Source organism: Phytobacter sp. (assembly GCF_059074235.1).
Genome location: NZ_JCACPZ010000001.1, coordinates 34,090 through 53,075, shown reverse-complemented (window position 1 = coordinate 53,075; position 18,986 = coordinate 34,090). Strand labels below are relative to the sequence as shown.

Here is an 18,986-nt window from a genome sequence, read left to right as displayed (position 1 = left end):
TTTGCAGGCAAAAAAAAGCCCGGAGGCATGATGCGACCAGGCTTTTTATTTGCAGAGCAGATTAGATATCGATATTTGCCGCTTTCAGGGCGTTCTCTTCGATAAAGGCACGACGCGGTTCAACGGCATCACCCATCAGGGTGGTGAACAGCTGGTCAGCTGCAATCGCATCTTTAACGGTAACGCGCAGCATGCGGCGGCTGTCCGGATCCATAGTCGTTTCCCACAGCTGATCCGGGTTCATTTCGCCCAGACCTTTATAACGCTGAATAGAGAGGCCACGACGGGACTCTTTCACTAACCAGTCCAGAGCCTGCTCAAAGCTGGCAACTGGCTGCTTGCGCTCACCACGTTCAATGAAGGCATCTTCTTCGATCAGACCACGCAGCTTCTCGCCCAGCGTGCAGAGACGGCGATACTCCGCACCGGTCACAAACTCGTGATCCAGCGGGTAATCGGTGTCCACACCGTGGGTACGCACGCGGATGATCGGCTCAAACTGCTGCTGTTCAGCGTTTTCGCGGATATCGAATTTCCACAGGCTACCGTGCTGTTCGTTCTCGTTCAGCTCAGTCACCAACGCGTTCACCCAACGGGTTACTGTCTGCTCATTACCCAGATCGCTCTCGCTCAGCGTCGGTTGATAAACCAGCTCTTTCAGCAGGCTGCGCGGGAAGCGACGCTCCATACGGCCAATCATTTTCTGTGCCGCGTTGTATTCAGAAACCAGACGCTCCAGCGGTTCACCGGCCAGTGCTGGCGCATTGGCGTTGGCATGCAGGGTGGCACCATCCAGCGCAATGGAGATCTGATACTGGTCCATTGCTTCATCGTCTTTGATGTACTGTTCTTGCTTGCCTTTCTTCACTTTGTACAGCGGCGGCTGAGCAATGTAGACATGGCCACGCTCAACGATTTCCGGCATCTGACGATAGAAGAAGGTCAGCAACAGAGTACGGATGTGCGAACCATCGACGTCCGCATCGGTCATGATGATGATGCTGTGGTAACGCAGTTTATCCGGGTTGTACTCATCGCGACCAATGCCGCAGCCCAGTGCAGTAATCAGCGTTGCGACTTCCTGAGAGGCGAGCATTTTGTCAAAGCGCGCTTTCTCAACGTTCAGGATCTTACCTTTCAGCGGCAGAATGGCCTGGTTCTTACGGTTACGTCCCTGTTTTGCAGAGCCGCCCGCAGAGTCCCCTTCCACCAGGTACAGTTCGGAATGTGCCGGGTCACGTTCCTGACAGTCCGCCAGTTTGCCCGGCAGGCCCGCCAGGTCCAGCGCACCTTTACGGCGAGTCATTTCACGTGCGCGACGGGCCGCTTCACGGGCACGCGCTGCGTCGATAATTTTGCCGACCACAATTTTGGCGTCGGACGGATTTTCCAGCAGGTATTCGTTCAGCAGTTCGTTCATCTGCTGTTCAACCGCCGATTTCACCTCAGAGGAGACCAGTTTGTCTTTGGTCTGAGAGGAGAATTTAGGATCCGGTACTTTAACCGAGACAACAGCAATCAGGCCTTCACGGGCATCATCACCGGTGGCGCTGACTTTCGCTTTTTTGCTGTAGCCTTCTTTGTCCATGTAGGCATTCAGGGTACGGGTCATCGCCGCACGAAAACCTGCAAGGTGAGTACCGCCGTCGCGCTGCGGAATGTTGTTGGTGAAGCAGTAGATGTTTTCCTGGAAACCGTCGTTCCACTGCAACGCCACTTCGACACCGATACCGTCTTTTTCGGTGGAGAAGTAGAAGATATTCGGATGGATCGGCGTTTTATTCTTGTTGAGGTACTCAACAAAGGCCTTGATACCACCTTCATAGTGGAAATAGTCTTCTTTGCCATCACGCTTGTCTTTCAAGCGAATAGACACACCGGAGTTCAGGAATGACAGCTCACGCAGGCGTTTTGCCAGAATTTCGTATTCAAATTCAATGACGTTGGTGAAGGTTTCGTAGCTTGGCCAGAAACGCACCATGGTGCCGGTTTTTTCTGTATCGCCTGTCACTGCCAGCGGAGCCTGCGGTACGCCGTGAGCGTAAAGCTGACGATGCACTTTGTTGTCACGCTGGATAACCAGTTCCAGTTTCTGTGACAGGGCGTTAACCACGGAAACCCCTACGCCGTGCAGACCGCCGGAAACTTTGTAGGAGTTATCATCGAATTTACCACCCGCGTGCAGAACGGTCATGATGACTTCCGCCGCTGAGACACCCTCTTCCGGGTGGATACCGGTTGGAATACCGCGGCCATCATCCTGTACAGAGACAGAGTTATCGCTATGAATGGTGACAACGATGTCTTTACAGTAACCTGCGAGCGCTTCGTCGATAGCGTTATCCACAACCTCAAATACCATGTGGTGCAGACCGGTGCCGTCATCCGTATCGCCGATATACATGCCCGGGCGCTTACGTACCGCATCCAGCCCTTTCAGGACTTTGATACTGGAGGAGTCATAAGAATTCGACATCAACGTTTCTCGCTCATTTTATCTTGGGTTAATCCGTTATTTTACCCTTTTCCACGGTGAACATCTTCGAATTTTTGTCCGACATGTCCACAACGTGGTCAGCGCTTATTGCACTGACAAAAACCTGTGACTGTGAAGCTTTTAAGCGGCTGGCAAGCAGTCCGCGCTTCTCATCATCAAGTTCTGAGGCAAAATCATCTATCAGGTACAAACACCGTCGTCCGCTCTCGCGGGTTAAAAACTCCCCCTGTGCCAAACGCAAAGCGCACATCAGAAGTTTTAACTGCCCACGTGAAAGCGTGTCTTCTACCGGCGCACCATCAGCACGTATGCGAAAATCCGCTTTGTGCGGGCCATGCGCGGTGTAGGTCAGCATGCGATCGCGCTCGAAGCCTCTTTCCAGCACCTCAGCGTAATCAGTCTCCTTTTCCCAGCCGCGCTGGAAAGAGAAAGTCAGGTTGAACTCGGGTAAAAACTGTTTGCAGGTATCTGCCATGTCAGCCGCGATGGCGGCACTGTATTCGGCACGCCAGCCGCTGATTTGTTCCGCCAGCGGGATAAGTTCTTTGTCCCACGGGCGCAATTGACCGTAGTGCCCTACCTGGCGCAACGCAGCATTGCGTTGCTTGAGCAACCGCTTTAGGTTGCTCCACGCGGTAAAGAAACCGGCTTCATTGTGAAAGCATCCCCAGTCGAGGAAGGCTCTTCTGTATTTGGGGCCGCCATTGAGCAAAGTAAACCCTTCCGGGGTTATCAGTTGCATTGGCATCAGTAACGCCAGCTCAGCCACTTTATGCCCATCAGTGCCGTCAATACGTACCGTGCTGTCGCCGAGCTTATCTTTGGTCAGACCGATAGAGGTCTCTCGTTCTTCGCCCAGTAATCGCCCGTGAAGAACAAACGATTCCTGCTCGTGACGAATGACGCGACCAATTTGCAGACTGCGAAACGCACGGCCATGACCGAGCGTATAGATGGCTTCCAGCACGCTGGTTTTGCCACTGCCATTGGCACCAACCAGGAAATTAAAGCCGGGAGAAAGTTGGAGATCCGCGCTTTCGATATTGCGAAAGTCGCGGATCAGCAAGCGGGTGAGCGACATTACAGTCTCATTGGCATAACGACATAGGCTGCCGACTGCGATGCGGCATCTTCGATCTGAACGCTCGAAACAGAATCCGTCAGCAAAATGCGCACGTTCTCGCATTTCAGTGCGTTAAGCACATCAAGGACATAGCTGACGTTAAAGCCAATTTCCATCTCACTGCCAGCGTAAGTGACATCCAGAATCTCTTCCGCTTCTTCCTGTTCCGGGTTGTTGGCGGTGATTTTTAACTGATTTTCACTGACATACAGACGCACACCGCGGAATTTCTCGTTGGAGAGAATGGCGGCACGGGCAAAGGCCTGCTTCAGAATGTCGCAACCCGCATCAAGGTGCTTATCCGGATTTTTCGGCAATACGCGGCGATAATCCGGGAAACGACCGTCAACGAGCTTCGAGGTGAAGATAAAATCACCGACGTGTGCGCGAATGTTGTTGCTACCAATCTGCACGCGCAGCGGGTTCTCACCGCCATCAAGCATACGCATCAGTTCGATAACGCCTTTACGCGGCACGATCACTGAATGGTTCGGCAGGCTTGTACCAATTGGCATGGAGCACACCGCCAGGCGGTGACCATCGGTCGCTACGGTACGCAGCTCTTCACCTTCGGTTTCAAACAGCATGCCGTTTAAGTAGTAACGCACGTCCTGGTGAGCCATCGAGAACTGCGTGGCTTCAATCAGGCGCTTCATCGTGGTCTGAGGAAGGGTGAATTCCACTTCGCTCTGCCAGTCATCGAGATTCGGGAAATCAGCGGCAGGTAATGTAGAGAGTGAGAAACGACTGCGCCCGGAACGGACCAGCATACGCTCACCTTCCAGCTGCACGGCAATCTCAGCGCCTTCCGGCAGACCGCGGCAAATATCAAAAAACTTACGTGCCGGTACGGTTGTCGCACCAGGCTCATGTGCTGCCTGCAAGGTTACGCGAGCAACCATTTCCATTTCGAGATCGGTGCCGGTCAACGACAGGATACCGTCTGCCACCTGAAGCAGCAGATTACCGAGGATAGGCAGAGTCGGACGACCGCCCAGCGGGCCACTGACTTGTTGCAGTGGCTTTAAAAGATGTTCACGTTCAACGGTAAATTTCATAGCGTCACTTTCATCGCATCAGGAAGACAATGTTCTGATTAAATTGGAAAAATCTTCTTTGATATCGTGGCTCTCTTCACGCAACTGCTCAATTTTACGGCAGGCGTGCAGCACGGTAGTGTGGTCACGACCCCCAAACGCATCGCCAATCTCCGGCAAGCTATGGTTAGTCAGTTCCTTCGCCAGCGCCATGGCCATCTGGCGTGGGCGAGCCACCGAACGGGAGCGGCGTTTAGACAGCAGGTCCGCCACTTTAATTTTGTAGTACTCCGCCACCGTCTTTTGAATATTGTCGATAGTGACCAGTTTTTCCTGCAGCGCGAGCAAATCACGCAGTGCCTCGCGCACGAAATCAATGGTGATCGCGCGTCCGGTAAAGTTGGCGTTGGCAATAACGCGGTTCAGTGCGCCTTCCAGCTCACGCACGTTAGAGCGTAGACGTTTGGCAATAAAGAACGCCACCTCACCCGGCAGACGGATATCGTTCTCGTCTGCTTTTTTCATCAGGATCGCCACGCGGGTTTCCAGTTCAGGTGGTTCGATCGCCACCGTCAGTCCCCAACCAAAGCGGGATTTCAGACGATCTTCAACACCATTGATCTCTTTCGGATAACGATCCGACGTCAAAATGATCTGTTGATTGCCTTCGAGCAGGGCGTTAAAGGTGTGGAAAAACTCTTCCTGGGATCGTTCTTTATTGGCAAAGAATTGAATGTCATCGATCAGCAGCGCATCAACGGAACGGTAATAGCGCTTAAACTCTTCTATCGCATTGTTCTGCAGGGCTTTTACCATGTCCTGAACAAAGCGTTCGGAGTGCATATAGACGACTTTGGCATTGGGCTTACGCGCCATAATGCCGTTCCCTACCGCGTGTAACAGGTGGGTTTTACCCAAACCAGTACCGCCATAGAGGAATAAAGGATTGTACGCACCGCCAGGGTTATCCGCGACCTGTCGGGCCGCCGCACGAGCCAGCTGGTTCGACTTACCTTCAACGAAGTTATCAAAGGTATGCTTTAGGTTAACGTTAGAGCGGTAAGTTGGCTCTGCCGGTGCTGGAACATTATCCCAACCCGGACGTACCGCAGGAGCAGCACGTTGTGGTTGCTGTACATAGGCTGTTTGCACGGGTGCCGCCACATGTGCAGGTTCCCGGTGCATTTGCGTGACGGGTTTTGTCCCGACTTCAAAACGCAATTGTGGCACATCCGTGCCGCAGAAATCATTCAGCAACCCGTTGATGTTATTGAGGTATTTGTCTCTTACCCAATCGAGTACAAAACGGTTTGGCGCATACAAAGCCAGCGTGTTATCGCTCAGTTCCGCCTGCAATGGGCGGATCCACATGCTGAATTCTGTGGCTGGTAACTCATCCTGCAATCGGGCAAGACACTGCTGCCAAAGCGAAAGTGACACGGCGGACTCCACTCGAACAAAATCGATAAATAAAAAGACAGAAACATTAATGATTGTTGACACACGTCGATCAGACCCAACGAGGGTTAACGTGCGAACCGCTATCTGCGGTTTTACACTACATCCTTCAGGCTACCGTGTTGCTGGCGGTGCGCTGCGCGATGGAAAGGATGGTGTAATTTGCCCGGTGCAGATCCTCGGATCACGATCGGGACCGCGGATCATAGCCTAAACTGCTTCAGAGATCTTGTGTTTCTCACAGATTCTTCACGATTTATCCACAGGGCATTTTGGAACCGGCTAAGTGTAAACGATCCGGAATAGGGTGCGGGACGATTTACGCCGCATATTGGAAAATTTAATGAGTAAAGCTAAATTCTTGCTTAATCGATCTAACGAAGATCCTGGACGATCCTTGCGATTTCCTGTCCGGGCCGTATAATCCTCCCCCCGGCGTGTTATGCTCGTTTTCAACCGTCGAACGCTGGCTGTTTTTCACCCTAATATGTGCAAAAATAGACGCGTTATAAGGAAAGAGAATTGACTCCGGAGTGTACAATTATTACAATCCGGCCTCTTAAATCACCCACACTGAAGCGTTAGTCGTTCGCTTAGCCTTACGGGCATACGCAAAAGTCAGTGAATTCATTCAAGTTTAGGTAGAAATCGCCATGAAACGCACTTTTCAACCGTCCGTACTGAAGCGCAACCGTTCTCACGGCTTCCGTGCTCGTATGGCTACTAAAAATGGTCGCCAGGTTCTGGCTCGTCGTCGCGCTAAAGGCCGCGCACGTCTGACCGTTTCCAAGTAATAAAGCTAACCCCTGAGTGGTTAAGCTAGCTTTTCCCAGGGAGTTACGTTTGTTAACTCCCAATCATTTCACCTTCGTCTTCCAGCAGCCACAACGGGCTGGCACGCCGCAAATCACCATCCTCGGCCGCCTGAATTCGCTGGGGCATCCCCGTATCGGTCTTACCGTCGCCAAGAAAAATGTTAAACGTGCTCATGAGCGCAATCGGATTAAACGTCTGACGCGTGAAAGTTTCCGTTTACGTCAACACGAACTTCCTGCAATGGACTTCGTGGTGGTGGCGAAAAAGGGGGTTGCCGATCTCGATAACCGTGCTCTCTCGGAAGCGTTGGAAAAATTATGGCGCCGCCATTGTCGCCTGGCTCACGGCTCCTGATAGGCCTTATTCGGGTCTATCAAATCCTGATTAGTCCGCTACTCGGGCCGCGTTGCCGTTTCACACCAACCTGTTCTCACTATGGAATTGAGGCATTGCGCAGGTTTGGAGTGATAAAAGGCAGTTGGTTGACAGTGAAACGCGTATTAAAATGCCACCCTTTACATCCGGGTGGAGACGATCCCGTCCCGCCAGGACCCTTTAATACCAGAGAACACTAACGATGGATTCGCAACGCAATCTTTTTGTCATCGCTTTGTTGTTCGTGTCTTTCATGATCTGGCAAGCCTGGGAGCAGGATAAAAATCCTCAGCCTCAGCAGCAGATCACGCAGACTACGACCACCGCAGCGGGTAGCGCAGCCGACCAGGGCGTACCAGCCAGTGGCCAGGGGAAACTGATTACGGTTAAAACCGACGTGCTGGAACTGACCATCAACACCCGTGGTGGTGATGTTGAGCAGGCGCAGCTTTTGGGTTACCCGAAAGAGCTGGGTTCTAACGAACCTTTCCAGTTACTGGAAACCACACCGCAGTTTATCTATCAGGCGCAGAGCGGTCTGACCGGTCGCGACGGCCCGGATAACCCGGCTAATGGTCCGCGTCCGCTGTACAACATCGAAAAAGATGCGTTCGTACTGGCTGATGGCCAGAACGAATTAGCGATTCCGTTGACCTTTACGGATGCTGCTGGCAACACCTTTACCAAAACTTTCACCCTGAAACGTGGTGAATATGCGGTAAACGTGGGCTACAACGTGCAGAACAGCAGCGAAAAACCGTTGGAAGTCTCTTCCTTTGGTCAGCTGAAGCAATCCATCAATCTGCCATCGCATCGCGATACCGGCAGCAGCAACTTCGCACTGCATACTTTCCGCGGCGCAGCGTACTCTACGCCTGACGCGAAGTATGAGAAATATAAGTTCGATACCATTGCTGACAACGAAAACCTTAACCTGAGCGCGAATAACGGTTGGGTGGCGATGCTGCAGCAGTACTTTGCTACTGCGTGGATCCCACATGCTGAGGGTGCCAATAACTTCTACACCAGCAACCTCGGTAACGGTATTGCCGCCATCGGCTACAAATCCCAGCCGGTTCTGGTACAGCCTGGCCAGACTGTTGCGCTGAACAGCACCCTGTGGGTGGGTCCGGAAATTCAGGACAAAATGGCAGCCGCTGCACCGCACCTGGATTTGACCGTGGACTACGGCTGGTTGTGGTTCATCTCTCAGCCGCTGTTTAAACTGCTGAAATGGATCCATAGCTTCCTGGGTAACTGGGGCTTCTCCATCATCGCTATCACCTTTATCGTTCGTGGCATCATGTACCCGCTGACCAAAGCGCAGTACACCTCCATGGCGAAAATGCGCATGCTGCAGCCTAAGATTCAGGCCATGCGTGAGCGTCTGGGCGATGATAAGCAACGTCAGAGCCAGGAAATGATGGCGCTGTACAAAGCAGAGAAAGTGAACCCGCTGGGTGGTTGTTTCCCGCTGGTCATTCAGATGCCAATCTTCCTGGCACTGTATTACATGCTGATGGGCTCCGTTGAGCTGCGCCATGCGCCGTTCGCTCTGTGGATCCATGACTTGTCCGCACAAGACCCGTACTACATCCTGCCGATCCTGATGGGCGTAACGATGTTCTTCATTCAGAAGATGTCGCCGACCACCGTGACCGACCCGATGCAGCAGAAGATCATGACCTTTATGCCGGTCATCTTCACCGTGTTCTTCCTGTGGTTCCCGTCAGGTCTGGTGCTGTACTATATCGTCAGCAACCTGGTGACCATCATTCAGCAACAGCTGATTTACCGTGGTCTGGAGAAGCGTGGCCTGCATAGCCGCGAGAAGAAAAGCTCCTGATGAATGGCCGGGTTAAGCCACACGCCACCCGGCAAACGGAAGAGTAAAGAGAGGGCGGTCAGTTGACCGCCTTTTTTATTGGTAAAAAAGAGACAAACCATGAGCCATAACGACACCATTGTCGCCCAGGCAACCCCACCAGGACGCGGTGGCGTGGGTATCCTGCGTATTTCAGGCCTGAAAGCCCGTGATGTGGCGCAGACGGTTTTAGGCAAGCTGCCAAAGCCTCGCTACGCCGATTATCTGCCGTTCAACGACGTCGACGGCAAGGCGCTGGATCAGGGTATTGCCCTGTGGTTTCCCGGCCCCAACTCCTTTACCGGCGAAGACGTACTGGAGCTACAGGGTCATGGCGGTCCGGTCATTCTGGATTTACTGCTAAAACGCATCCTGACCATCCCAGGCCTGCGCATTGCAAACCCAGGCGAGTTTTCTGAACGCGCGTTCCTTAATGACAAACTGGATTTAGCCCAGGCAGAAGCTATCGCCGATCTGATCGACGCCAGCTCCGAGCAGGCAGCACGCTCCGCGCTGAACTCATTGCAGGGGGCGTTTTCCGCTCGCGTGAATCACTTAGTGGAAGCACTTACTCACTTGCGAATCTACGTTGAGGCGGCGATCGACTTCCCGGATGAGGAAATCGACTTCCTCTCTGACGGCAAAATTGAAGCCCAGCTCAACGAGGTCATTGTCGATCTGGATGCAGTACGTGCCGAAGCGCGCCAGGGCAGCCTGTTGCGTGAAGGGATGAAGGTGGTGATTGCCGGTCGCCCGAATGCCGGCAAATCAAGCCTGCTGAACGCTCTGGCGGGCCGTGAAGCCGCAATCGTGACGGATATTGCCGGTACCACACGCGATGTACTGCGCGAACACATCCATATCGACGGCATGCCACTGCATATTATTGATACTGCCGGCCTGCGTGATGCGAACGATGAAGTTGAGCGTATCGGTATTGAACGTGCCTGGCAGGAAATTGAGCAAGCTGACCGTGTGCTGTTTATGGTCGATGGCACCACGACGGATGCGCAGGATCCTGCCGAAATCTGGCCTGATTTTATTGCCCGACTGCCGCAAAAATTGCCAATTACCGTCGTACGTAACAAAGCGGATGTCACTGGCGAGACGCTGGGCATCAGCGATGTAAATGGTCACTCACTTATTCGCCTTTCAGCACGTACCGGTGAAGGTGTGGATGCACTGAGAAACCATCTCAAGCAGAGCATGGGGTTCGACACCAACATGGAAGGCGGCTTCCTGGCACGCCGTCGTCATCTGCAGGCGCTGGAAGAGGCAGCAAACCACCTCCAACAGGGCAAGGCGCAGTTATTAGGTGCATGGGCAGGAGAATTGCTGGCTGAAGAGCTACGCCTCGCGCAGCAGTCGCTCAGCGAGATTACCGGCGACTTTACTTCTGATGACCTGCTCGGTCGTATTTTCTCGAGTTTCTGCATCGGGAAATGACCTGGACCGCGGCGGCGCTTAATGCTCTCTACGAAGCGACCAGTGAAAAAACGCTGGCCGCCTGGCAGCGTGCGCCAGATTGTGGTGAGGAGAGGCTGCAGGCCTATTACGATCCCCATAAACTGGCGCTGGCGAGTGGGATCCAACCGTCCATACCCGCTGCGGTTTTCACTTTGCTCAAACAGCTAACGTTGTTGACCGACGGTGATGAACGGGCCGATACGATGCCGCCGGACGGATTACATTTTACTTTTCTGCCTGTCACCTTGCCGCTGTATGCTGACCACCAGCAGCCTGAAGAACTAGCGCAGTTACTCGTACTCTGGCAAGCCTGGCAGGCTCGGCCGATACGCATCAATGCGCTTCGCTTAGTGGCATTACCCAGCCAGCTTTTACTGGCAGGGATCCCTGATGAACAAAGCGTGCAAGCGCGGCAGAAATTCTGTGATGCGCTTCTGAACTCCCCCTGGCGCGATCGTTTGATTGCCCGTCATACTAATACTCAGCTTCCACCGCCTTTCTGGCATACAACACTCTTACGCTATCGTGCACAATACCTTCCCCTACGCCTTCGCCACTTTTTTGAGCAATACCGGCATCAACGTTACGGCTCCGTAGAAGGTTCTCTGACCCTCGCACGGGTGAACTACAACTGGACGTTTGTACTGCCCTATTGATTCAATTGTGAAGGAAATATGTAGATGGGCACGTATTGACTAAATTAATTGTAAAAGTCACCTCCAGGGGCTTTTCAGAAACGTTTTTCCACATTAAAACCTATGCGGTATGCGCGATAATGTGAATTATCGTTTCCAGTACCGGACCATTATCACGGAGCGAAAAATGGCAACGCATTTTGCACGAGGGATCCTCTCAGAAGGATGTATAGATTCAACCCGACTCTCACAGGTCTGCCGCGATAGCGCCAGACAACTTCCTGAGCATCAGCAGTCTCGCTTTCTGGCATCACGCGCCTTACTCGCCGAAATGATGTTTATGCTTTACGGCGTCAGTGAGCTGCCGGACATCATTATTGAAGCCAGTGGACGCCCGGGGTTTGCCGATCCTGACCTGCCGCACTTTTCTCTGGCTTACGCCGGGAACATGGTCGGTGTGGCGATCGCGACAGAAGGCGAATGCGGACTGGATATGGAACTCCAGCGCGCGACACGCAGCTTTCATAGCCCTCATTCTCAGCAAAATAAGTTCTTTACCAACAACGAACAGTTGTGGATCAACAACCAGAACGATCCCAATGAAGCCCAGGCGCAGCTCTCTACCCTCAGACAAAGCGTGCTGAAATTATTAAGCCAGATGCAGGACGGTCACGATATGCTGCAATTACTGCCAGGTGCCGGACGCCTGAGGGTACAGCAACTGGCTCAAGTGGAAGTACTGTGTGATGCTGAAGACGTGCTGATCTGGTCAGTTGCTGCCACACCCGCCATTGAAAGCCTGAAAATCTGGGAGTTTGATTATAAAAACGGCTGGCGCTACCTTTCTGATGTGCAGACACGCGCCAACGACCCCGCCTCCCGATTAATGCGATTCACCAGCTTACCAGCAGAAAAAGCCCTCATCCTTAACTGACCTTATCGCAAGGAACTCATTATGACTGCACCACTAAAAGTTGTGACGTTACTGGGAAGTCTGCGCAAAGGATCATTCAATGCAATGGTCGCACGCACGCTGACAAAACTCGCTCCGGCGGGAATGACAGTGTCTCCCTTACCCTCTATCGGTGCTATTCCGTTGTACGATGCGGATGTTCAGCAAGACGAAGGCGTTCCCGCTAGCGTGGAAGAGATAGCGCAGCAGATCCGTGAGGCCGACGGCGTGGTCATTGTGACCCCGGAGTATAACTACTCCGTTCCGGGCGGCCTGAAAAATGCCATCGACTGGCTCTCCCGCTTGCCCAACCAGCCGCTGGCAGGTAAACCGGTACTGATTCAGACCAGCTCAATGGGGGCCATTGGCGGCGCACGCTGTCAGTATCATTTACGCCAGATTTTGGTCTTCCTGGATGCGATGGTGATGAACAAACCTGAATTTATGGGCGGGGTCATTCAGAACAAGGTCGACCAGCAGACAGGTGAAGTGGTTGATCAGAGCACGCTGGATCATCTGACCGGGCAGTTAACGGCGTTTGGTGATTATATTCAGCGGGTGAAGCGCTAATAAAAAGCCCGGTCGCTTTGTGCGTACCGGGCTTTTTTTAATGCTTGCTGAAATTAATGGTCGATGAAGACGATTTTCAGCAGGAACAGCAGTGCAACCACAATCACACACGGGCTCAGGTCACGCAGACGCCCGGTGAAAAGCTTCATTACACAGTAAGAGATGAAGCCCAGCGCAATACCTTCAGTGATAGAGAAGCTGAACGGCATCATCACCGCAGTAATAAACGCAGGAACCGCTTCAGTCAGATCATCCCACTTCACGCGGGAAAGGCTGGAGGTCATCAGCACGCCAACATAGATCAGCGCACCCGCAGCAGCATAGCCCGGTACCATCCCTGCCAGCGGAGACAGGAAGATAACCAGCAGGAACAGGATACCGACGACAACCGCTGTCAGACCGGTACGGCCGCCCACGGAGACACCGGAAGAGGATTCGATATACGCCGTCACGGAAGAGGTGCCGATGAAGGAACCCGCTACGGACGAGATGCTGTCGACATACAGCGCCTGCTTCATGCGCGGGAATTTACCCTTCTCATCCACTAGCCCGGCTTTGTCGGTTACACCGATCAGCGTACCGGAGGAGTCGAACAGGTTAACCAGCATGAAGGAGAAAATGACGCCCGCCAGACCGATGTTAAATGAACCAGCCAGGTCAACGTTACCCACCACGCTTGTGATGCTTGGCGGTGCAGAGACAATACCGTGATACTGCACATCGCCCAGCAGCCAGCCCAGCAGGGTGGTCACAACGATAGACACCAGCACCGCCGCATGAATGTTACGGGAAGCCAGAATCGCGATGATGAAGAAGCCCAGCACGCCCAGCAGGACGCTGTGGGAGGTCAGGTTGCCGATTGAGACCAGCGTGTCTTTGTTCGCCACGATAACACCGGCGTTTTTCAGCCCCATCATGCCGATGAACAGACCGATACCACTGGTGATACCCACACGCAGGCTGACCGGGATATTAGCAATCATCCAGTAGCGCACACGGAAGATGGTCAGCAGCAGCAGGCCAACCGCACCCCAGAAAATCGCGCCCATGCCGATCTGCCAGGAGAGGCCCATCGCGCCGACAACCACGAAGGCAAAGAAGGCATTCAGACCCATTGCTGGTGCCAGTGCCACCGGCAGGTTGGCAAACAGGCCCATCAGGATGCTACCGAACGCGGCAATCAGGCAGGTGGTAACGAAGACGGCGCTGGTGTCCATGCCAGCGACACCCAAAATCTGCGGGTTTACAAAAACGATGTACACCATCGTCAAAAAGGTCGTGAAACCGGCGATCACTTCGGTGCGTGCCGACGTGCCGTGTTCGCGCAGTTTAAACACGCGCTCGAGCAACCCGTGGCCCGACGCCTGGGTAGTGTGTTGTTGGCTCATTATCAATTTCCGGACAAAGGAGGGAAAATTCGTCGCTATCCTATACCAAAATGAGACAATGTTGACCGTTATCACACACTTTTTTTCATTGAATTTGCTTATACGGCAACGATTGCGTGGGGTAATCTGCCTTAAGTAAACGTTAAACTTGCGAGTAACAGGAAAAGGCATGCCCAAAATAGAAGCAGTATTTTTCGACTGTGACGGCACCCTGGTCGACAGTGAAGTCATTTGTTCGCGCGCGTATGTGCATATGTTTAAAGAATTTGGCATCACTCTCGATCTTGAGGAGGTGTTCAAACGCTTTAAAGGCATGAAGCTCTACGAGATCATTGACGTGATTGGCGAAGAGCATGGCCAGAAACTGGAAAGAACCGCACTGGAACCGGTATTCCGTAGCGAAGTGGCTCGCCTGTTTGACTCCGAACTGGAAATCATCCCCGGCGCGAAAGAGCTGCTGGATGGGGTTACCGTGCCCGTCTGCGTGGTGTCCAATGGCCCGGTCAGCAAAATGCAGCACTCGCTCGGCAAAACCGGTCTGCTACACCATTTCCCGGATCTTCTGTTCAGTGGTTACGATATTCAAAGCTGGAAGCCGGATCCGGCGTTAATGTTCCACGCAGCCAAAGCGCTGGCGGTGGACACGAAGCGCTGCATTCTGATTGATGATTCCGTCGCCGGGGTACAGTCCGGGATTGCGGCAGGAATGGAGGTGTTCTACTTCTGCGCCGATCCGCATAACAAGCCCATTGAACACCCGCAGGTGACGACCTTTACCGAACTGTCGCAGTTGCCGGCACTCTGGCATGCGCGTGACTGGAATATCAGTCGCTAAGTATGACGCCTCTCCCACGAAGAGAGAGGCGTAACACCTTACTTAAACAACTTCTGTACAAACTCAGCGTAGGCCGGACGCCAGACGTCCATTTCATGGTTCAGGCCCGGGTACATCTTGTAGTCGAACCTGATTCCCTGTTTTTCCAGCTCAGCCTTGAGACCTGCAATGTCATTGCCGGTCACCGAGTCCTTCTCACCCACTACCACCGTAAAGTTGTGGAGCCGGGCATTGATGGCTTGCGGTTGGTTAAGTTGAGCAGCGACACCTGCATCCGGCACCGTCGTGGTCGTCACGCCGCTGAAGGTCGCCAGCCAGCCAAAACTGTCCAGATGATTCATCCCTGAGACCAGCGCCTGATAACCGCCTTGCGACAACCCGGCCAGCGCCCGTCCGTCTGCGTCCTTACGCACGTTAAAGCGTCCGTCGACCATCGGGATAATGTCGTGCATGAGCTCACGATCAGCGGCTTTCGCGTTAAGCGGATAGAACGTTTTGCGGCGCTCTTTCGGCGGATAATTTTCCGCAATTGCCTGCACGATGTCGGTTTCCGTATCCGGCACCACCACCAGCATCGGCTTGATTTTGCCTTCTGCCAACAGGTTATCCATGATCTGCGGCAGACGCCCCTGATCGATAGCCGAAAGTCCGGTATCACCAAAGCCATGGTAGAAATAGAGCACCGGCAGTGGCTCTCCTTTACCGTCATAGCCCGGTGGCGTCCAGATATAGACACGACGCTCAGCACGCAGCTCTTTCGAGTGATAGGTCACCGTCAACAAATCGCCGTGCGGAACAGCGCGATCGTCCAGAATACTCCCCGGCACCAGAATCAGGCTGGTATTCACCTGACGCTGCGGTTTCTGGAAACGGCTTCCCGTGTCCACCGACCGGAACCCATCCACATCGAAATAGTATTCGTACAAATTCGGTTTCAGGCTTTCACTCTTCCAGGACCAGACACCCTTTTCATCTTTGGTCATGTCATGGGAGACGAAGCTATCCGGCGTGGACCCCGTAATGACCGAGACCCGTTTGGCACCCGGCGCGAACAGGCGATACGTGATGCTTTTGTCCACGTTAACCTGAGTGACGTACTGGCTCACCGGAACGGACATATCCGGCGTAACCGGGAACGGTGCAGCCAGCGCTGGTACCGTCGTACCGCCCAACAGTGCAGTCACCGCGAGGGTCAGGCAGGCAAGTTGTCGTTTCATATCTTATCCTTCGTGTTGTTTTTCCGTTCAAACACACCCATTAATCCCCGGACGATTACCACCAGACCTCAGCCTGAACACCGGCGGCAAACTGATCGTTTTTCTCATCAGCAAAGCTAAAGTTATCCAGTTCGTTGTTTAATGCGTGGATGTACGTCCCATAAAAACGAATTTCCGGACGAGAAGTCAGCAAACTGGTGTTGACCTTGAACGCATGGTAAAGCGTCGTTTTATAGCCGGATTCTTTGTATTTCACGCCCAGTTGATCTTTGTTCTCCTGATTGAAATACGCCAGTTCTACGCCAGTCTGGTTGTATTTATCCCAGATGTAAGACGGGCGAATCACCGCACGGTAGCTGGTAAAGTCGCTGTGTGCGCCGGTTTCGTAGCTGTAGATATCTTCACCGCGTGAATACACCAGCGCGTTAGCCACAATCACGTTGTCAGTCAGATAGGTTTCCCCCTGAGAGACCAGGCGAATCGCGGTACCGTTGGTGTGATCGCCATAGTAACGACCATTAAAGGCTGTATTCGGACTGGAGTCGGTGTAGCGGGAGAAGCTGCTCGCCAGTGAGTTGTTCGCCATCAGGAAGCTGAACTCGTTAAAGCCGCCGTTATTGAGTTTCTGAGTCAGCGCGGTACCAAACATCCAGGTATCTTTCCATTTGTAATACCCGTTGTCGTTAACGTTATCTTTCTGCTCGTCAGTGGAGTTCCCCATCGCATAACGACCATTCACCATCAACTCAGCGTTATTCCATAGCGGAATCGCTTTATAACGCACATCCACGGTGTTGGTGTTGAGTTGCTGCGAGTGGCTGAGCGTACGATCGTACTGGTCAATATCGGCACGCAGCAGGGCAATATCCAACTTGCCGCTACCCAGCGCCATATTTTCGATCCCGACACCGCCCGCGTTATCGGTAGGGAGGGTTTTCCAGTCAAGCATCTGCACTTCGTGCTTAGGCAACTGATGTTTACCGACCCACAGTTCAGCCTCAGGCGCAAACGGCAGGAACCCGGTGGTGGTCAGGTAGATATCGGAAAATTGCAGGAGATTATCGTTGCTGCTGTTGTCACCAAACCAGCCCGATGCATAAGACTGACCGACGTTACCGTCCAGCATCACCACAGCCTTCGCCGTTTTGCCATTTTCATTGTAGACACGCTGAGAGAGCTGCAAATCAAACCAGCTGGTGTACTCATTACCAAAACGCCCCAGCGATCCGATAGCCCATGCTTTTGGCGAGCCATTGGTGGAAGCGCCCCAGCCTGAACGGAAATAACCGTTGTAACTAAAGCCAATCTCGTCTTTGACGAACGCACTGAGATCTTTCATCGACATCGACGTCACGGCATCTGCTTTCGCAGGCTGAGCACCCGCTGCCGGAGCGGCCTGTACCAGAACAGCAGCAGGTGCCGCAGCCGGGGTTTTAGCTGCCGTGGCTACCGGCTGAGAGTAATAAAGCGCCTGCTTGTTTTTCTCATCGTCCTTGTAGCGCTGTAATTCCTTTTTGGTTTCGCTGAGGTCTTTTTCCAGTGCCGCCAGGCGCTGTTCAATGGTCAGGTTTTCTGTTGCGGCCAGAGCCGGTGTGACTGAGTATAAAAATGATGACGCCAGAATTAAGGGTATTGTTTTTTTCATGGTTTCCATCCAACCATTTTTTGAATAAAAAAAAACCTGAACCCGCCCGTAGTAATACGTGCGTAAGTTCAGGTTTTGCCTGTCTAAAGCAGTAACAATCCTGTACTGGATATCGCAATGCGGTAGAGCACTTTTCCATGCCCCAAAAACAAAAAAACCTGGCACCTCCGTTAGGGAGATGTCAGGTTTAGCCCGCAACGCGGTAGCAATCCAGTTTCAGCCCACAACATAGCGATTTTTAATCCACCAGCAATGAGCAAAAGAATAAAGTGTGATTGACCGCGAATTTTTAGCGCAGTAACGCATTCACAAAAAACGCATCAGCCAGAAAGAGAAACGCCAGCAGACGCTGGCGTTGGGAGAAAGCAGAGATAAAGCATTACTCTTTCGGATCGCTTCCGGCGAGTAATTTATCCAGTTCATCGCCGCCTACATGACGGAAGTCCTGGCCTTTCACGAAGTAGAAGATGTATTCGCAAATGTTCTGGCAGCGGTCACCAATACGCTCGATAGAGCGTGCGCAGAACAGCGCGGTCAGCACGCTTGGAATCGTGCGCGGATCTTCCATCATGTAGGTCATCAGCTGACGCACGATGCCTTCATATTCCTGATCCACTTTCTTGTCTTCGCGATAAATACGTACCGCTTCGTCGATATCCATGCGAGCAAACGCATCCAGCACATCATGCAGCATCTGAACGGTATGGCGACCCAGAGACTCCAGGCTCACCAGCAGTGGCTGGTGCTGAGAAGAGAACTTCTCCAGCGCCGTGCGGCAGATTTTGTCAGCCACATCACCAATACGTTCCAGTTCAGCGATGGTCTTGATAATCGCCATCACCAGGCGCAGGTCGCTGGCGGTCGGCTGACGCTTCGCAATGATGCGTACACAGGCTTCATCGATGGCAACTTCCATCATATTGACCTGTTTATCACCTTCAACTACGCGCTGCGCCAGTTCACTGTCCTGGTTGTGCATGGCGGTGATAGCGTCAGAAAGTTGCTGCTCCACCATGCCACCCATGGTCATGACCTGAGTGCGGATACTTTCCAGCTCAGCGTTAAACTGGCCAGAAATGTGTTTATTAAGATTGAGGTTGTCCATGA

At 52.9% G+C, this 18,986-nt stretch carries 17 protein-coding genes and 1 pseudogene; 10 read left to right on the top strand and 8 right to left on the bottom strand.

The window, feature by feature from the left end:
* Nucleotides 1–61: 61 nt before the first annotated feature.
* From gyrB to dnaA, 4 genes are read right to left on the bottom strand one after another with little or no spacing between them, the layout of a single operon-like run.
* The gene (gene gyrB, locus AC5JPW_RS00250; protein ID WP_494237632.1) at nt 62–2,476 is read right to left on the bottom strand and encodes a DNA topoisomerase (ATP-hydrolyzing) subunit B; all 2,415 of its coding nucleotides are present in this window, start codon (nt 2,474–2,476) and stop codon (nt 62–64) included.
* 28 nt (nt 2,477–2,504) lie between these two features.
* The gene (recF, locus tag AC5JPW_RS00245; RefSeq protein WP_494237631.1) at nt 2,505–3,578 is read right to left on the bottom strand and encodes a DNA replication/repair protein RecF; all 1,074 of its coding nucleotides are present in this window, start codon (nt 3,576–3,578) and stop codon (nt 2,505–2,507) included.
* Nucleotides 3,578–4,678 carry a DNA polymerase III subunit beta gene (gene dnaN, locus AC5JPW_RS00240; RefSeq protein WP_494237630.1) on the bottom strand — a complete coding sequence of 367 codons (1,101 nt, stop codon included), beginning with the start codon at nt 4,676–4,678 and terminating at the stop codon, nt 3,578–3,580. Before dnaN ends, recF begins: the two co-directional genes overlap by 1 nt.
* An 18-nt stretch (nt 4,679–4,696) precedes the next feature.
* Nucleotides 4,697–6,097 carry a chromosomal replication initiator protein DnaA gene (dnaA, locus tag AC5JPW_RS00235; RefSeq protein ID WP_494237629.1) on the bottom strand — a complete coding sequence of 467 codons (1,401 nt, stop codon included), beginning with the start codon at nt 6,095–6,097 and terminating at the stop codon, nt 4,697–4,699.
* A gap of 361 nt (nt 6,098–6,458) precedes the next feature.
* Between dnaA and AC5JPW_RS00230 the strand changes: the two genes are divergently transcribed.
* The 9 genes from AC5JPW_RS00230 (at nt 6,459) to AC5JPW_RS00190 (ending at nt 12,794) form a co-directional block, all read left to right on the top strand.
* Nucleotides 6,459–6,539, top strand: a complete 81-nt coding sequence (locus AC5JPW_RS00230; RefSeq protein WP_494238110.1) for a hypothetical protein — start codon at nt 6,459–6,461, stop codon at nt 6,537–6,539.
* Nucleotides 6,540–6,768: 229 nt separating this feature from the next.
* Nucleotides 6,769–6,909, top strand: coding sequence for a 50S ribosomal protein L34 (gene rpmH, locus AC5JPW_RS00225; RefSeq protein WP_000831330.1), 141 nt, complete (start codon nt 6,769–6,771; stop codon nt 6,907–6,909).
* A 16-nt stretch (nt 6,910–6,925) separates the two neighbouring features.
* Nucleotides 6,926–7,285: a ribonuclease P protein component gene (rnpA, locus tag AC5JPW_RS00220; RefSeq protein WP_088221260.1), complete on the top strand. Its 360-nt coding sequence runs from the start codon at nt 6,926–6,928 to the stop codon at nt 7,283–7,285.
* Complete coding sequence (gene yidD, locus AC5JPW_RS00215) at nt 7,249–7,506, top strand: membrane protein insertion efficiency factor YidD (RefSeq protein WP_437433072.1); 258 nt, start codon at nt 7,249–7,251, stop codon at nt 7,504–7,506. The genes rnpA and yidD overlap by 37 nt, the downstream gene beginning before the upstream one ends.
* A 2-nt stretch (nt 7,507–7,508) precedes the next feature.
* Complete coding sequence (gene yidC / locus AC5JPW_RS00210) at nt 7,509–9,152, top strand: membrane protein insertase YidC (RefSeq protein WP_494237626.1); 1,644 nt, start codon at nt 7,509–7,511, stop codon at nt 9,150–9,152.
* Between the two features lie 99 nt (nt 9,153–9,251).
* Nucleotides 9,252–10,616 carry a tRNA uridine-5-carboxymethylaminomethyl(34) synthesis GTPase MnmE gene (gene mnmE, locus AC5JPW_RS00205; protein WP_494237624.1) on the top strand — a complete coding sequence of 455 codons (1,365 nt, stop codon included), beginning with the start codon at nt 9,252–9,254 and terminating at the stop codon, nt 10,614–10,616.
* On the top strand, nt 10,613–11,293 hold the full coding sequence (locus AC5JPW_RS00200) for a hypothetical protein (RefSeq protein ID WP_494237623.1): 681 nt from the start codon (nt 10,613–10,615) through the stop codon (nt 11,291–11,293). Before mnmE ends, AC5JPW_RS00200 begins: the two co-directional genes overlap by 4 nt.
* A 166-nt stretch (nt 11,294–11,459) precedes the next feature.
* A complete protein-coding gene (locus AC5JPW_RS00195) occupies nt 11,460–12,206 on the top strand; it encodes a 4'-phosphopantetheinyl transferase family protein (protein ID WP_494237622.1) in 747 nt (248 codons plus the stop codon).
* Between the two features lie 21 nt (nt 12,207–12,227).
* Nucleotides 12,228–12,794: an NADPH-dependent FMN reductase gene (locus AC5JPW_RS00190; protein WP_494237621.1), complete on the top strand. Its 567-nt coding sequence runs from the start codon at nt 12,228–12,230 to the stop codon at nt 12,792–12,794.
* Nucleotides 12,795–12,847: 53 nt separating this feature from the next.
* Here the strand turns inward: AC5JPW_RS00190 and AC5JPW_RS00185 are convergent, their stop codons facing one another.
* Nucleotides 12,848–14,182, bottom strand: a complete 1,335-nt coding sequence (locus AC5JPW_RS00185) for an NCS2 family permease (protein WP_494237620.1) — start codon at nt 14,180–14,182, stop codon at nt 12,848–12,850.
* Between the two features lie 169 nt (nt 14,183–14,351).
* On the opposite strand from AC5JPW_RS00185, the gene yieH reads away from it, so the two are divergent.
* Nucleotides 14,352–15,017, top strand: a complete 666-nt coding sequence (gene yieH / locus AC5JPW_RS00180; RefSeq protein WP_494237618.1) for a 6-phosphogluconate phosphatase — start codon at nt 14,352–14,354, stop codon at nt 15,015–15,017.
* Nucleotides 15,018–15,055: 38 nt separating this feature from the next.
* On the opposite strand, the gene AC5JPW_RS00175 is transcribed toward yieH, so the two are convergent.
* The 3 genes and pseudogenes from AC5JPW_RS00175 to phoU form a co-directional block, all read right to left on the bottom strand.
* Nucleotides 15,056–16,234, bottom strand: coding sequence for an esterase (locus tag AC5JPW_RS00175; protein ID WP_494237617.1), 1,179 nt, complete (start codon nt 16,232–16,234; stop codon nt 15,056–15,058).
* A 55-nt stretch (nt 16,235–16,289) separates the two neighbouring features.
* Nucleotides 16,290–17,801: pseudogene (locus tag AC5JPW_RS00170) on the bottom strand (carbohydrate porin); the annotation flags it as partial.
* A gap of 457 nt (nt 17,802–18,258) precedes the next feature.
* Nucleotides 18,259–18,984, bottom strand: coding sequence for a phosphate signaling complex protein PhoU (gene phoU / locus AC5JPW_RS00165; protein ID WP_494237616.1), 726 nt, complete (start codon nt 18,982–18,984; stop codon nt 18,259–18,261).
* Nucleotides 18,985–18,986: the final 2 nt, after the last annotated feature.

Coding starts and splice junctions, on each gene's coding strand:
- gyrB (WP_494237632.1), bottom strand. CDS start 2,476: ATGTCGAATTCTTATGACTCCTCCAGTATCAAAGTCCTGAAAGGGCTG.
- recF (WP_494237631.1), bottom strand. CDS start 3,578: ATGTCGCTCACCCGCTTGCTGATCCGCGACTTTCGCAATATCGAAAGC.
- dnaN (WP_494237630.1), bottom strand. CDS start 4,678: ATGAAATTTACCGTTGAACGTGAACATCTTTTAAAGCCACTGCAACAA.
- AC5JPW_RS00230 (WP_494238110.1), top strand. CDS start 6,459: ATGAGTAAAGCTAAATTCTTGCTTAATCGATCTAACGAAGATCCTGGA.
- rpmH (WP_000831330.1), top strand. CDS start 6,769: ATGAAACGCACTTTTCAACCGTCCGTACTGAAGCGCAACCGTTCTCAC.
- yidD (WP_437433072.1), top strand. CDS start 7,249: ATGGCGCCGCCATTGTCGCCTGGCTCACGGCTCCTGATAGGCCTTATT.
- yidC (WP_494237626.1), top strand. CDS start 7,509: ATGGATTCGCAACGCAATCTTTTTGTCATCGCTTTGTTGTTCGTGTCT.
- mnmE (WP_494237624.1), top strand. CDS start 9,252: ATGAGCCATAACGACACCATTGTCGCCCAGGCAACCCCACCAGGACGC.
- AC5JPW_RS00200 (WP_494237623.1), top strand. CDS start 10,613: ATGACCTGGACCGCGGCGGCGCTTAATGCTCTCTACGAAGCGACCAGT.
- AC5JPW_RS00195 (WP_494237622.1), top strand. CDS start 11,460: ATGGCAACGCATTTTGCACGAGGGATCCTCTCAGAAGGATGTATAGAT.
- AC5JPW_RS00190 (WP_494237621.1), top strand. CDS start 12,228: ATGACTGCACCACTAAAAGTTGTGACGTTACTGGGAAGTCTGCGCAAA.
- AC5JPW_RS00185 (WP_494237620.1), bottom strand. CDS start 14,182: ATGAGCCAACAACACACTACCCAGGCGTCGGGCCACGGGTTGCTCGAG.
- yieH (WP_494237618.1), top strand. CDS start 14,352: ATGCCCAAAATAGAAGCAGTATTTTTCGACTGTGACGGCACCCTGGTC.
- AC5JPW_RS00175 (WP_494237617.1), bottom strand. CDS start 16,234: ATGAAACGACAACTTGCCTGCCTGACCCTCGCGGTGACTGCACTGTTG.
- phoU (WP_494237616.1), bottom strand. CDS start 18,984: ATGGACAACCTCAATCTTAATAAACACATTTCTGGCCAGTTTAACGCT.